The sequence below is a fragment of the Pseudomonas nitroreducens NBRC 12694 genome, from assembly GCF_002091755.1.
Lineage (GTDB): Bacteria > Pseudomonadota > Gammaproteobacteria > Pseudomonadales > Pseudomonadaceae > Pseudomonas > Pseudomonas nitroreducens.
Genome location: NZ_BDAI01000003.1, coordinates 384,140 through 397,272 on the forward strand (window position 1 = coordinate 384,140; position 13,133 = coordinate 397,272).

General features: G+C 67.4%; 10 protein-coding genes. 2 read left to right on the forward strand and 8 right to left on the reverse strand.

Annotated features, from left to right (window positions below):
- Window positions 1-9 precede the first annotated feature (9 nt).
- A complete protein-coding gene (locus PNI01S_RS10890; protein ID WP_084358225.1) occupies window positions 10-1,764 on the forward strand; it encodes a PTS fructose-like transporter subunit IIB in 1,755 nt (584 codons plus the stop codon).
- Window positions 1,765-1,863: 99 nt separating this feature from the next.
- Here the strand turns inward: PNI01S_RS10890 and PNI01S_RS10895 are convergent, their stop codons facing one another.
- The 8 genes from PNI01S_RS10895 to arnB are packed head-to-tail and all read right to left on the reverse strand — an operon-like array spanning window position 1,864 to window position 10,749.
- Window positions 1,864-3,246 (reverse strand): UDP-glucose dehydrogenase family protein, encoded by a 1,383-nt coding sequence (locus PNI01S_RS10895; RefSeq protein WP_084358226.1) that lies wholly within the window; start codon window positions 3,244-3,246, stop codon window positions 1,864-1,866.
- A 40-nt stretch (window positions 3,247-3,286) separates the two neighbouring features.
- Entirely contained in the window at window positions 3,287-3,715 is a 429-nt protein-coding gene (arnF, locus tag PNI01S_RS10900) for a 4-amino-4-deoxy-L-arabinose-phosphoundecaprenol flippase subunit ArnF (RefSeq protein WP_084358227.1), read from the reverse strand.
- Entirely contained in the window at window positions 3,712-4,056 is a 345-nt protein-coding gene (arnE, locus tag PNI01S_RS10905) for a 4-amino-4-deoxy-L-arabinose-phosphoundecaprenol flippase subunit ArnE (protein ID WP_024765620.1), read from the reverse strand. The genes arnF and arnE overlap by 4 nt, the downstream gene beginning before the upstream one ends.
- Window positions 4,053-5,699 carry a lipid IV(A) 4-amino-4-deoxy-L-arabinosyltransferase gene (arnT, locus tag PNI01S_RS10910; RefSeq protein WP_084358229.1) on the reverse strand — a complete coding sequence of 549 codons (1,647 nt, stop codon included), beginning with the start codon at window positions 5,697-5,699 and terminating at the stop codon, window positions 4,053-4,055. Before arnT ends, arnE begins: the two co-directional genes overlap by 4 nt.
- On the reverse strand, window positions 5,696-6,583 hold the full coding sequence (gene arnD / locus PNI01S_RS10915) for a 4-deoxy-4-formamido-L-arabinose-phosphoundecaprenol deformylase (RefSeq protein ID WP_414602894.1): 888 nt from the start codon (window positions 6,581-6,583) through the stop codon (window positions 5,696-5,698). The genes arnT and arnD overlap by 4 nt, the downstream gene beginning before the upstream one ends.
- Entirely contained in the window at window positions 6,580-8,601 is a 2,022-nt protein-coding gene (arnA, locus tag PNI01S_RS10920) for a bifunctional UDP-4-amino-4-deoxy-L-arabinose formyltransferase/UDP-glucuronic acid oxidase ArnA (protein WP_024765617.1), read from the reverse strand. Before arnA ends, arnD begins: the two co-directional genes overlap by 4 nt.
- On the reverse strand, window positions 8,598-9,602 hold the full coding sequence (arnC, locus tag PNI01S_RS10925) for an undecaprenyl-phosphate 4-deoxy-4-formamido-L-arabinose transferase (protein ID WP_084358233.1): 1,005 nt from the start codon (window positions 9,600-9,602) through the stop codon (window positions 8,598-8,600). The genes arnA and arnC overlap by 4 nt, the downstream gene beginning before the upstream one ends.
- A gap of 7 nt (window positions 9,603-9,609) precedes the next feature.
- On the reverse strand, window positions 9,610-10,749 hold the full coding sequence (gene arnB, locus PNI01S_RS10930) for a UDP-4-amino-4-deoxy-L-arabinose aminotransferase (RefSeq protein WP_084358235.1): 1,140 nt from the start codon (window positions 10,747-10,749) through the stop codon (window positions 9,610-9,612).
- 278 nt (window positions 10,750-11,027) lie between these two features.
- Here arnB and PNI01S_RS28735 point away from each other — a divergent pair, with 278 nt between their 5' ends.
- The gene (locus PNI01S_RS28735; RefSeq protein ID WP_084358238.1) at window positions 11,028-13,091 is read left to right on the forward strand and encodes an aminotransferase class I/II-fold pyridoxal phosphate-dependent enzyme; all 2,064 of its coding nucleotides are present in this window, start codon (window positions 11,028-11,030) and stop codon (window positions 13,089-13,091) included.
- The last annotated feature ends 42 nt before the right edge of the window (window positions 13,092-13,133 follow it).

Below are 13,133 nucleotides of genomic sequence, written 5' to 3' on the forward strand. Positions count from 1 at the left end.
GGTATGACGATGAACCTTGCCCTGATCACGGCCTGCCCCAACGGCCAGATTTCCAGCGTGCTCAGCGCCCGCCTGCTGCGGGCGGCGGCCGGGCGCCTGGGCTGGTCGGTGTGTGTCGAGCAACGCGACCCGCAGCATCCGGAACGCCAGTTGAGCGAAGGACAGATTGCCGCGGCCGACTGGGTGCTGGTGGTCAGCGCGCAGCCGCTGGATCTCTCGCGCTTCGCCGGCAAGCGCCTGGTGCAGGCGCGCCCGGCCGAGGCCTTGGCCGACCCGGCCGGTTTCCTCCAGCGCGCGGCGGCAGAGGCTCCCGTCTGGCAGCCGGGCGAGGCCTCGCCAGTGCCTGCCGCAACGGGACGCGTGGCGAAGGTCGTAGCGGTGACTGCCTGCCCGACCGGCGTGGCGCACACCTTCATGGCCGCCGAGGCGCTGCAGCAGGCGGCGCAGCAGATGGGCGTCGAGCTGCGGGTGGAAACCCAGGGCTCGGTGGGCGCGCGCAATCCGCTGAGTGCGGAAGAAATCGCTGCTGCGGACGTGGTCCTGCTGGCGGCGGACATCGAGGTCAATCCCGAACGTTTCGCCGGCAAGCGCATTTTCCGTTGCGGCACGGGTGTGGCGTTGAAGCAGCCCCAGGCGACCATCGAGCGCGCGCTGCAGGAGGCGACGACGGAGTCCGCCGCGTCCGCCGGCAACAGTGCGGCACCGACGAAGAACGAAGCGCGCGGCGTCTACAAGCACTTGCTCACCGGCGTGTCCTTCATGCTGCCGATGGTGGTGGCCGGCGGGCTGCTGATCGCCTTGTCCTTCGTCTTCGGCATCGAGGCGTTCAAGCAACAGGGCACCCTGGCGGCGGCGCTGATGCAGATCGGCGGCGATGCGGCGTTCAAGCTGATGGTGCCGATGCTCGCCGGTTACATCGCCTGGTCCATCGCCGACCGCCCCGGGCTGGCGCCGGGGATGATCGGCGGGCTGTTGGCGAGCACGCTGGGGGCGGGCTTCCTTGGCGGCATCGTCGCCGGTTTGCTCGCCGGCTATTCGGCGCGCGCGATTGCCCAGTGGGTTCCGCTACCGGCCAGTGTCGCGGCGCTCAAGCCGATCCTGATCATCCCGCTGCTGGCCAGCCTGTTCACCGGGCTGGTGATGATCTACGTGGTGGGTTCGCCGGTGGCGGCGATGATGAGCGCGCTGACCGATTTCCTCGCCGGCATGGGTACCACCAACGCCATCCTGCTCGGCCTGTTGCTGGGCGGGATGATGTGCGTGGACCTGGGCGGGCCGATCAACAAGGCCGCGTACGCCTTCTCGGTCGGCCTGCTCGCCTCGCAGAGCTACGCGCCGATGGCGGCGGTGATGGCCGGTGGCATGGTCCCGCCGATCGGCATGGGCATCGCCACGCTGCTGGCGCGGCGCAAGTTTGCCCAGAGCGAGCGCGAGGCCGGCAAGGCCGCGCTGGTACTGGGGTTGTGCTTCATCTCCGAGGGCGCGATTCCCTTCGCGGCCAAGGACCCGCTGCGGGTGATCCCGGCAAGTATCGCCGGAGGTGCGCTGACCGGCGCGCTGTCGATGCTGTTCGGCTGCAAGCTGCTGGCGCCCCATGGCGGGCTGTTCGTGCTGCTGATCCCCAACGCGATGAACCACGCGCTGCTTTACCTGCTGGCGATTGCCATCGGCAGCGTGGTGACCGGGGTGCTCTATGCGCTGCTCAAGCGCAGTGAGGCAGCGCCGATGATGGTGATGGGCGAGCAAGCGCCGGGGCGGGGTTGAGCATCCTGGCCTGGTCGGCGTGGGTGGGTTCGCGAGCAAGCTCGCTCCTACGAAGAGCCGTGTCCCTCGTGTAGGAACGAGCCTGCTCGCGAATGCTCTTCAGGCCGTGCGCCGCGTGCGTTGTTCGACGACCTGCGCCGGCACCGGCAGGCGGTGCGAGTCGCCGCGGCCCATGGGGAAGTATTCGAAGCCGTAGCGCGCCACGCGCTCGGGGTCGAACAGGTTGCGGCCGTCGAAGATCAGCGGGGACTTCAGGCGGCTGGCCACCAGCTCGAAGTCCGGCGCCTTGAACTGCCGCCACTCGGTGCAGATCACCAGGGCATCGGCGCCGCCGAGGGTGGCTTCCGGGGTGCCCATCAGGGTCAGGCGTTCATCGTGGCCGTACAGGCGCTGCGCCTCGGGCATGGCCTCGGGGTCGAAGGCGCGGACCTTGGCGCCGGCAGCCCACAGGGCTTCCATCAGGGTGCGGCTGGGGGCGTCGCGCATGTCGTCGGTGTTGGGCTTGAACGACAGGCCCCAGAGCGCGAAGGTGCGCCCCTTGAGCTTGCCGCCGTAGTAGCTGTGGATGCGTTCGAACAGCTTGCTCTTCTGCCGCTGGTTGACCGCTTCCACGGCGCGCAGCAGGTCGCTGGAGCAGTGGGCTTCCTCGGCACTCTGGATCAGCGCCTGGACGTCCTTGGGGAAGCACGAGCCGCCATAGCCGCAGCCGGGATAGATGAAGTGGTAGCCGATGCGCGGGTCGGCGCCCATGCCCTGGCGCACGGCTTCGATGTCGGCGCCCAGGTGCTCGGCCAGCTCGGCGATCTGGTTGATGAAGCTGATCTTGGTGGCGAGCATGCAGTTGGCGGCGTACTTGGTCAGCTCCGCGCTGCGCAGGTTCATGGTCAGGATGCGGTCGTGGTTGCGATTGAACGGCTCGTAGATCTCGCGCATCACGTCCAGCACCTCGGGGCTTTCGCAGCCGATGACGATGCGGTCGGGTTTGCGGCAGTCGGCCAGCGCCGAGCCTTCCTTGAGGAACTCGGGGTTGGAGACGATCTCGAAGTCCAGGCTGCGGCCTTCCTCGGCGAGCACCGCGAGTACCTTGGCCTTCACGCGGTCACCGGTGCCCACCGGCACGGTGGATTTCTCGACGATGATCACCGGCTGGGTGCGGTGACGGGCGATGCCTTCGGCCACGGCCAGCACGGCGCGCAGGTCGGCCGAGCCATCGGGCAGCGGCGGGGTGCCGACGGCGATGAACTGCACGCGGCCATGGGCGGCGGCCTCGGCGACGTCGCTGGTGAAGTGCAGGCGTCCGGCTTCCAGGTTGTCCCTCACCAGCTCGGCCAGGCCCGGTTCGAAGATGCTGATCTGGCCGCGCTTGAGCTTGGCGATCTTGTCCTCGTCGATGTCCATGCACAGGACGTCGTGGCCCACTTCGGCCATGACCGCGGCCTGCACCAGGCCTACATAACCGATTCCGAATACGCTGATTTTCATGGTCTGCTCTCCCGAAAAGGGACTTGAAGCGGGATTGAGGTCAGTCGAACTGCGCGTGCTCGGAGCGAGCATCGCTGGGTTTGATGACGGTTGTTCTGTCAGGTCGGCGTGGCGCGTTGATCGCGATCACGCCGGCGATCACCAGGGCTACGCCCAGGGTGCGCGGCAGGCTCAGCGGCTCGCCGAGGCCCGGCAGCACGGCAGCGCCGAGGTAGACGAGGGCGTAGCTCAGGCTCAGCAGCGAGTAGGCGCGGCTCAGCGGCAGGTGTTTCAGGGCAAGCAGCCAGCAGAGCATCGACAGCGCGTAGGCGAGCACCGCCCCGGCCAGCACCAGAAGTGCGGCGATGTCGAGTTGCGCCAGGTCGAACGGCCAGTGCGAGGGCAGCCGCGACATGCTCCAGCGCATGCCCAGCTGTGCACTGCTCACCAGCAGCACGCTGCCCAGGGCGAAAGCGATGCCGCGCTTCACGAGTGCATCCCCAGCAGGGCGACGCCGCCGACGATCAGGGCCACGCCGAACCAGTGGCGGCCGTCGATGCGTTCGCCGAACAGGCGGCTCGCCAGTAGCGTCACCAGCACGAAGTTCAGGCTCAGCATCGGGTAGGCGACGCCGACTTCCAGGCGTTGCAGGACCAGCAGCCAGAGCAGCAGGCCGGCGCCCAGGCAGGCGACGGCCAGGATCAGCCAGGGCGAGAAGAGCTTCGCCGTCAGGCTCGAGGGCGCATCGCGCCAGCTTTCCACGGCGAACTTCTGCGCCAGCTGGCCCAGGCAGGTGAGCAGGCAGACGCCCGCCAGCAGCAGGGCAGTCATGGCGCGGCCTGCGGAATCAGCAGGACCACCAGGTGGTTCTGCCGGTAGCTGATGGCGTCGCTGGGCAGCATGGCCAGTTCCGCTTCGTCGCTGGCGCTGTTGACCCGCATGATCACGCCGATGGAGCCCTCGGCGCGGGTCCGGTCGATCCACGCGTGGATGCCCTCGGGCGGGATGCTGCGGCCCTGGCCTTCGGGGTAGCCCAAGCCGAACTTCAGCTCGCCTTCGGTGTTGAACAGCGTGATGTCGCTGCGCCGGGTGCGCCAGGCGAGCGCGGTGGCGGCGCCCAGGTCGTTGCTCAGCAGGCTGCGGGCGTCCTTGAGCTGGTCCAGGTGCTCGGCGATGAACTGGTCGGGCATCTTGCTGTTGACCATCTTGTTCGGCATCGCGTTGGGCACCAGGGCCACCAGCAGCCAGGCCGCGAAGGCCGGCGCCGCCCAGAAGCGAGCGGGGCGCAGCAGTTGCAGCAGGCCGGCGAGCAGCCAGACGATGCACACCAGGGCAACCATCAGCACGCTGGGCAGTTCGTCGTGGTACTGCGGGTGCCGTGCCTGCATGAACAGCAGCCCGGCCAGCGCACTGCTACCCAGCAGAAGATTGAGCGCGCCGTTGAACTTCAGGGCGACTTGCCGGTGCTGCTGCAGCGCACGGCCGAGGGCATCGGCCATCAGCAGGGCGAGCGGGGCAAAGCAGGGCATGATGTAGGTCGGCAGCTTGCCCTTGGCCAGGCTGAAGAACAGGAAGGGCATGACGAACCACAGCAGCAGGAACAGCAGCTTCGAGTCGCGCCAGCCCTGGATTGCGTTACGCAGCGCAGGGAAGACCAGCACCGCCCAGGGCAGTGCGCTGGCGAACAGCAGCGGGACGAAGAACCAGAATGGGCGGCCGTGCTGGGCGTCGTCACCGGCGAAGCGGCGGATGTGCTCGTGCCAGAAGAAGAAGTCCCAGAAGTCCGGCTCGCGGGCGTGGATAAGCAGTACCCAGGGCGCGCAGACCAGCGCGGCCACCAGCACCGCCAGCGGGCCGTAGCGCAGCAGTTCGCCCAGGCGCTTCTGCAGCACGGCGTAGGGCAGGCCGACGATCATCGGCAACAGGAAGGCGAGGAAGCCCTTGGTCATGAAGCCGAAGGCGCAGGCGGCACCCAGCAGGCTCCAGGCAGCCAGGCGCCCGCGCGGGGTGCTGGCATCGAAAGCGAACCACAGGGCACCGAGGCTGAGGTTCACGCAGAAGGTGAACTGTGGGTCGAGGTTGGCGTAGCCGGCCTGCCCCGCGATCAACCCGAAGCTCAGGTACAGCAGACCGGCGGCCCAGGTGCGGCGCGGGTCGTTCCACAGGCGGCGGGCGACCAGGATCACCAGCAGGGTGCTCAGCGCGGTGACCAGTGCGGAGGCAAAGCGCACGCCGAACAGGTTCTGCCCGAACACGGCCTGGCTGGCTGCGATCAGCCAGTAGCCGCCGGTAGGCTTCTCGAAGTAGCGCAGGCCCAGCAGGTGCGGGGACACCCAGTCGCCGCTCTGCAGCATGGCCTGGCTGATCTGCGCGTTGCGCGACTCGTCCGGGATCCACAGGCCGTGGAAAGCCATCGGCAGCAGGATGCACAGGACGAAGGCGGCGAGCAGTGTCGGGTAGGCCAGGCGCTTCATGCGTGCTGCACCCCCAGCCAGCCTTCGCGGCCAGCCAGTTCGCCGCGCACCAGGCTGGCGACGGGCAGGGTGGTCGGGTCGTCCGGCAGCAGCCGGCCCAGCGGGACGAAGCGGATGCCGCCGGCCCGTGCCTGGGCCAGCAAGCGGCGGAAGTCGTGGGCCATGAGAATGCCCTCGACCTCGGCGTGAATGGTGTACAGGTTCAAGGCGTCCATGTCGAAACGGGAAAGGATGTAGTCATTGAAGGCGGACGGCGCCACCTGTGGGCCGACGACTTCGTCGAAGGTGGGCATGTCCACCGGGATCTGCGGGGTGCCGGCGCGACCGTCGGCCAGGCGCGGGCGGAACAGCGAGCGGCCGCGGCAATCGCTGTTGTAGCGAAAGCCGAAGCGCTCCTTGGCTTCCACGGTGCGTTCGTCGGCGCGCCAGCCGGCCACCGCCGAGCACTCCACCGGGTTGCCGAGGATGTCGGCAAGGGTGTCGACGCCACGGCGGATCTGTTGTTCGAGCTGCTCGGTGCTCCAGCGGCCGGCGTTGGCCTGCCAGCCGTGGTGGTCCCACGCATGCAGGCCGACTTCATGGCCGGCGTCCTGGGCGCGCCGCATAAGGTGGCCCAGGTCGCGGCCGATCGGCTTGCCCGGCCAGGCGGTGCCGGCCAGCAGGATGTCCCAGCCATACAGGCCGGCGGCGTTGGAGCGCAGCATCTTCCACAGGAACTGCGGGCGGATCAGGCGCCACAGGTGGCGCCCCATGTTGTCGGGGCCGACGCTGAAGAAGAAGGTCGCCTTCACCTCGGCCTCGTCGAGCATGTCCAGCAGCCGCGGCACACCGTCACGGGTGCCGCGGTAGGTATCGACGTCGATGCGCAGTCCCGCTCTCATCAGGCGATGCTTTTCTGCAGCGGGAAGGCGTGGGGCACCCCACCGGCACGTTCGGCCAGGGCTTCGCGGAGGAAGAAGTCCAGGGTCTTGCCGATGGTGGCGGAGAGCTCCACGCTCGGCTGCCAGTTCAGCAGGCGACGGGCGTTCTCGATGCTAGGCTTGCGGTGCGACACGTCCTGGTAGCCGTCGCCGTAGAAGCTGCGGCTTTCCACTTCGCGGAAGCCGGCGAAGGGCGGGAACTGGTCGCGCAGCGGGTGCGCCTCGAACTGACGCAGCAGCTCTTCGCCCAGTTGGCGGATGCTGGCTTCGTTGTCCGGGTTGCCGATATTGACGATCTGCCCGTCGCAGCGGCTGCCTTCGTTGTCGATGATCCGCGCCAGCGCCTCGATGCCGTCATCCACGTCGGTGAAGCAGCGCTTCTGCTCGCCGCCGTCGACCAGGCGGATCGGCGTGCCTTCCACCAGGTGCAGGATCAGCTGGGTGATGGCGCGGGAACTGCCGATGCGCGCCGAGTCCAGGCGGTCCAGGCGCGGGCCCATCCAGTTGAACGGACGGAACAGGGTGAACTTCAGGCCCTTCTGGCCGTAGGCCCAGATAACGCGGTCGAGCAACTGCTTGGAGACCGAGTAGATCCAGCGCTGCTTGTTGATCGGGCCGACGATCAGGTTCGACTTGTCTTCGTCGAAGTTGGCGTCGGTGCACATGCCGTACACCTCGGAGGTGGACGGGAAGATCACGCGCTTGTTGTACTTCACGCAGTAGCGGACCAGCTTGAGGTTTTCCTCGAAGTCCAGCTCGAACACGCGCAGCGGGTTGCGGGTGTATTCGATGGGCGTGGCGATGGCCACCAGCGGCAGGACCACGTCGCACTTCTTGATGTGGTACTCGATCCACTCGGTGTGGATGCTGATGTCGCCTTCGACGAAGTGGAAGTCCGGGTTGCCTTTCAGGCGCTCGATGGCGTCGGAGCCGATGTCCAGGCCGTAGACCTCGTAGTTGCCGTCGCGCAGCAGGCGCTCGGAGAGGTGGTTGCCGATGAAGCCATTGACGCCGAGGATCAGTACGCGGGTCTTGCGCTTGGGTTTGCCGCTGGCGCCGTGCAGGCGCGAGCCGTCCACCAGGCCCATTTCGCGGGCCAGCTGCGGGCCGGCGAGGAACAGGCCGCTGTCGCCCTGCTGGCCGGAGAGGATTTCCAGCGAGTCAGCACCGCAGGCGATGCGCAGCGGGTCGACCGACAGGACCGAGCCGGCCGGCAGGCCGTTGTTGCCGGCGACCACGCGCGAGCTCCAGACGATCAGCTTGCGATCGCCCACCGGGGCGAAGGCGCCGGGGTACGGCTGGGTCACGGCGCGGACCAGGTTGTGCAGTTCGCTGGCAGGGCGCTTCCAGTCGAGCTGGCCGTCCGCCGGGGTGCGGCGACCGAAGTAGCTGGCGCGGGATTCGTCCTGGGCGACTTCCTGCAGTTCACCCCGAGCCAGGCGGGGCAGGGCAGTGGCGAGCAGCTCGCGGGTGGCTTCGCGCAGCTTGCCGTGCAGCACCAGTGCGGTGTCGTCCGGGCCGATGGCGACGCTCTGCTGGGCGAGGATGCCGCCGGCGTCGGCGCGCTTGACCATGCGGTGCAGGGTCACGCCGGTCTCGCTTTCGCCGTTGACCAGCACCCAGTTGGCCGGGGCGCGGCCACGGTAGCGCGGCAGCAGCGAACCATGCAGGTTGTAGGCGCCCTTGGCGGCGCAGGCCAGCAGCTCTTCGCTGAGCAGGTGGCGGTAGTAGAAGGAGAAGATGTACTGCGGTTGCAGTTCGCGGATGCGCGCAACCCACAGCGGGTGGTTGACGTCTTCGGGCGCGTGCACCGGGATGCCCAGGCGCGCGCAGAGTTGTGCTACGGAACCGTAGAAGCGGTTTTCCTTGGGATCGTCAGCGTGGGTGAACACGGCGTCGATCTGGTAACCGGCGGCGAGCAGCGCTTCGATGCCGGCGCAGCCGAAGTCGTGGTAGGCAAAGACGATGGTCTGCTGGGTCATGGCTGGATGGACTCGAAAGAAGGGGAAGAAGTAGTGATCTGGGCGCGCGGTGCATCGACGCGAACGATGCGCTCGATGAAGAAGCGGGGGCGGGCGCGCACGTCGTTGTACATGCGGCCCAGGTACTCGCCGAGCAGGCCCATGCCGACCAGCTGCACGCCGGTGAACATGAACAGCACGGCGAACAGCACGAACACGCCGTGGCCGGCCCAGGCGGCGCCGAACAGCAGGCGCAGCATCAGCAGCATCAGCGCGAAGGCGAAGCCGGCCACCGCCATGCCGCCGCCGACGAAGGACAACAGGCGCAGCGGCGAAGTGGTCATGCAGGTGACCAGGTCGAACATCAGGTTGATCAGGCGCAGGAAGTCGTACTTCGACTCGCCGTGCTCGCGCTCGGCGTGGGCGACGAGGATCTCGCTGGTATGGCGGGCGAAGCTGTTGGCCAGGATCGGGATGAAGGTGCTGCGTTCGCGGCAGGCGAGCATCGCCTTGACGATGCTGGCGCGATAAGCGCGCAGCATGCAGCCGTAGTCGTTCATCGCCACGCCGGTGGAGCGCTGCACGGCGAGGTTGATCAGCTTCGACGGCCAGCGACGCAGTGCCGAGTCCTGGCGTTGCTGGCGCACGCTGCCGACCACGTCGTAGCCCTTGGCGGCTTCTTCGACCAGGCGCGGGATTTCCTCCGGCGGGTTCTGCAGGTCGGCGTCGAGGGTGATCACCAGGTCGCCCTGGCATTGCTCGAAGCCGGCCATGATCGCCGCGTGCTGGCCATAGTTGCGGTTGAGGATCACCGCCACCACATGGCTGCCGGGCGCTTCGGCGGCTTCCTGCAGCAGGTCGGCGGAGCTGTCGCGGCTGCCGTCGTCGATCAGCACGATCTCGTAGTCGCGGCCCAGTTGCTCGCAGGCGGCGGTGGTGCGGCGCAGCAGCTCGGGGAGGCTGGCCTCTTCGTTGTACACCGGGATGACGATGGACACACGGTTGATCGGATAGGCTTTCACGGTGGCGTTACCGAAGCAGGGTTTCGATGGCGTCGACCACGCGGTCCTGGTCGGCCTGGGTCATGTCGGGGAACAGCGGGATGGAGACGATCCGCGAGGCATTCCACTCGGTGTTGGGCAGGTGCACATCCGGGTAGTGCTGGCGGTAGTAGCTGTGCAGGTGGCTGCCGATGAAGTGGATGCCGCTGCCGATGCCGCGCTCCTGCAGCCCCTGCATGAAGGCGTCGCGGTCGATGCCGCAGCGCTCCTGGTCGATGCGCAGGACGTACAGGTGCCAGGCGTGGTGCTGCGGGTAGTCCGGCAGCGCCAGCGGTTGCACCGGCAGGTGCGCCAGGCGACTGGCGTAGCCGGCGGCCAGTTCGGCGCGGCGGGCGTTGATCGCTTCGAGCCTGGGCAACTGCACCAGGGCGATGGCGGCGTTGATATCGGTGAGGTTGTACTTGAAGCCCGGTTCCACCACCTGCGCCTGCGGCTTGCGGCCGTGGGTCAGGCGGTCGTAGGCATCCACGCCCAGGCCATGGAACTTCAGGGTGCGCACGCGGTTGGCCAGGGCCTCGTCGTCGGTGACGAACATGGCGCCCTCGGCGCAGGTGAGGTTCTTGATCGCGTGGAAGGAGAAGATCGCGGTGCCGCGCGAGCCTACCGGGCGGCCGCGATAGAAGGTGCCGGCCGCGTGGGCGGCGTCCTCGATCACCGGGATGCCGTGGCGCAGGGCGAGCTCGTTGATCGGGTCCATGTCGCAGGCCGCGCCGGCGTAATGCACCGGAATGATGGCGCGGGTGCGCGGGGTGATTGCGGCTTCGATGCGCGCGGCGTCGGTCATCAGGGTGTCACGGTCGACATCGACGAACACCGGCGTGGCGCCCAGCAGGCTGATCATGTTGACGGTGGAGACCCAGGTCTGCGACGGGGTGATCACCTCGTCGCCCGGGCCGATGCCCAGGGCCAGCAGCGCCAGGTGCATGCCGCCGGTGGCCGACGACAGGGCCACCGCGTGACGGCAATCGATGGAGTCGGCGAAGCGTTGTTCCAGTTCATGGTTCTTCGGCCCGGTGGTGATCCAGCCCGAACGCAGGACTTCGTTGACTGCCTGGATCTCTTCTTCACCGATGCTGGGACGGGAGAAGGGGAGGAAGGGCATTTCCATGTGGTGTTCCAAAGGCCATGGCGGCTCTGTCAGGGGGTGAGAGAACGCTACGGGGGTGATCGTTAAGAAGCCGTTAAGTGGATGTCGTGATTCCGTTCGTCGGTCGAACATGCGACAAGCAGCACCCGAAGATGGGAGGGAGGTGAGTGAACGGTCTGAAAACGACATGTCTGATGTCGGAAAACGCTGTTGAACACTCGTTCATCCTTGGCTATGGTGGCCCAACGCTCCTGCGGACCCTTCTGCAGGACATTCCGTCATTCGGATGAGGCCCTTGCATGCGTTATTCGTCGCTTGTGGACAGGATGGTCGGACCCGGCGTTGCCGCCTGGGATATTCACTACGCCGCCATTGCCGCCCAACGCGCCGGCCGCGACGTGATAGTGCTCAGCGTCGGCGACCCCGATTTCGCAACCCCGGACTTCATCACCGATGCCGCCGTTTCCGCCTTGCGCGACGGCGACACCCACTACAGTGATGTGGCTGGCCGCCCGGCACTTCGCCAGGCGATCGCCGCACTGCATGAGCGACGATTCGGCCAAAAGGTCGCCGCCGAGAACGTCATTGTTGTCGCCGGAGCGCAGAACGGCCTGTTCGCCGCCGCGATGTGCCTGCTGGAAAAAGGCGACGAGGTCATCACCTTCGATCCGGTCTACGTCACCTACGAAGCCACGCTGAAGTCCACCGGTGCCGTGCTGGTCGGGGTTCCTACCCGTCCGGAGAACGGTTTCCGCCCTCTGGCCGGTGATATCGCGGCTGCCATCACGGCGCGCACCAAGGCGATCTTCCTCGCCAACCCGAGCAACCCCACGGGCGTCGTGCTGACTCGCGAGGAGTTGCTGGCGATCGCCGAACTGGCGCAGGCCCACGATCTCTGGGTGGTGGTGGACGAGGTCTACGAGGGCCTGACCTTCGAGCGCGAACACCAGAGCTTCGCCGCGCTGCCGGGCATGGCCGAGCGCACCCTGAGCATCGGCAGCCTATCGAAATCCCATGCCATGACCGGCTGGCGCGCCGGCTGGATAGTCGCCAACCCGACGCTGGTCGGGCATCTGGAAAACCTTGCGCTGAACATGTTCTACGGCCTGCCGGGCTTCGTGCAGGAGGCCGCGCTCGCTGCGGTGGAGCGCCATGATGAAGTGGTGGCGTCGATGCGCGAGATCTACCGCCGCCGCCGCGACCTGGTGGTGGCGGCGCTGAGTGATTGTCCGCGGGTGAAGGTCCTGTCGCCCGAAGCCGGGATGTTCGTCATGGTCGATGTACGTGACACCGGCCTCAGCTCGCTGGACTTCTCCTGGCAGCTGTTCCATGCCACCGGCGTCTCGGTGCTCGACGCGGCAGCCTTCGGCCCGCAGGCGGAAGGTTTCGTGCGGTTGTCCTTCGGGTTGAGCGACGAGAGCATGGCGGAGGCCTGTGCGCGGATCATTCGGTTTGTCGAATCCCTTCCCGCACGTGCCGAATCAACTGTAGGAGCGAGGGGGGCGCCTCAGCCATTGCTCGCGAACGCTCTTGATGTTTCTGACGCTGCGGCCGGTTCGCGAGCAAGCTCGCTCCTACGGGAACAGCCCACCACTAAGCCGGTGATCGAAGTGCGAGATATCCACAAGCGCTTCGGCGACTTCGAGGTGCTCAAGGGCGTTTCGCTGTCGGCCCGCGAGGGCGAGGTGATCTCGCTGATCGGCGCCAGCGGCTCGGGCAAGAGCACCCTGCTGCGCTGCATCAACATGCTGGAGATTCCCAACCAGGGCTCGGTCACCGTCAACGGTGAAACCATCCGCCTGGCTCAGAGCCGCCAGGGCGAGCCGATGGTGGCCGACCAGAAGCAGCTCACCCGTATCCGCTCGCAGCTGGGCATGGTGTTCCAGAGCTTCAACCTGTGGCCGCACCGCACCGTGCTGGAGAACCTGATCGAGGCGCCGACCTTCGTCCTCCACGAGAGCAAGGCCGAGGCCCGCGAGCGCGCCGAGGCGTTGCTGGAACGTGTCGGCCTGGCGGAGAAACGCCACGAATACCCGGCCTTCCTTTCCGGCGGCCAGCAGCAACGCGTGGCCATCGCCCGCGCGCTGGCCGTGCGACCGAAAGTGATGCTGTTCGACGAACCGACCTCGGCGCTGGACCCGGAGCTGGTGGGAGAAGTGCTGCGGGTGATCCGCTCGCTGGCCGAGGAGGGGCGGACCATGATCCTGGTCACCCACGAGATGGCTTTCGCCCGCGACGTGTCGAGCCATGTGGCGTTCCTGCACAAGGGCCTGATCGAGGAAGAGGGAACGCCCGAGGAAGTGTTCTCGCGCCCGCGCAGCGAGCGCTGCCGGCAGTTCGTCAACGCGCACCAGAATCGCTGACCGATGCCGCGCTGCCGGCGCATCGATGAGCGTGACCCATAA

Bases quoted from the DNA above. Each gene is read 5' to 3' on its own strand.
- PNI01S_RS10890 (WP_084358225.1), top strand. From the start codon at position 10: ATGAACCTTGCCCTGATCACGGCCTGCCCCAACGGCCAGATTTCCAGC.
- arnB (WP_084358235.1), bottom strand. From the start codon at position 10,749: ATGGAAATGCCCTTCCTCCCCTTCTCCCGTCCCAGCATCGGTGAAGAA.
- PNI01S_RS28735 (WP_084358238.1), top strand. From the start codon at position 11,028: ATGCGTTATTCGTCGCTTGTGGACAGGATGGTCGGACCCGGCGTTGCC.
- arnE (WP_024765620.1), bottom strand. From the start codon at position 4,056: ATGACTGCCCTGCTGCTGGCGGGCGTCTGCCTGCTCACCTGCCTGGGC.
- arnT (WP_084358229.1), bottom strand. From the start codon at position 5,699: ATGAAGCGCCTGGCCTACCCGACACTGCTCGCCGCCTTCGTCCTGTGC.
- PNI01S_RS10895 (WP_084358226.1), bottom strand. From the start codon at position 3,246: ATGAAAATCAGCGTATTCGGAATCGGTTATGTAGGCCTGGTGCAGGCC.
- arnA (WP_024765617.1), bottom strand. From the start codon at position 8,601: ATGACCCAGCAGACCATCGTCTTTGCCTACCACGACTTCGGCTGCGCC.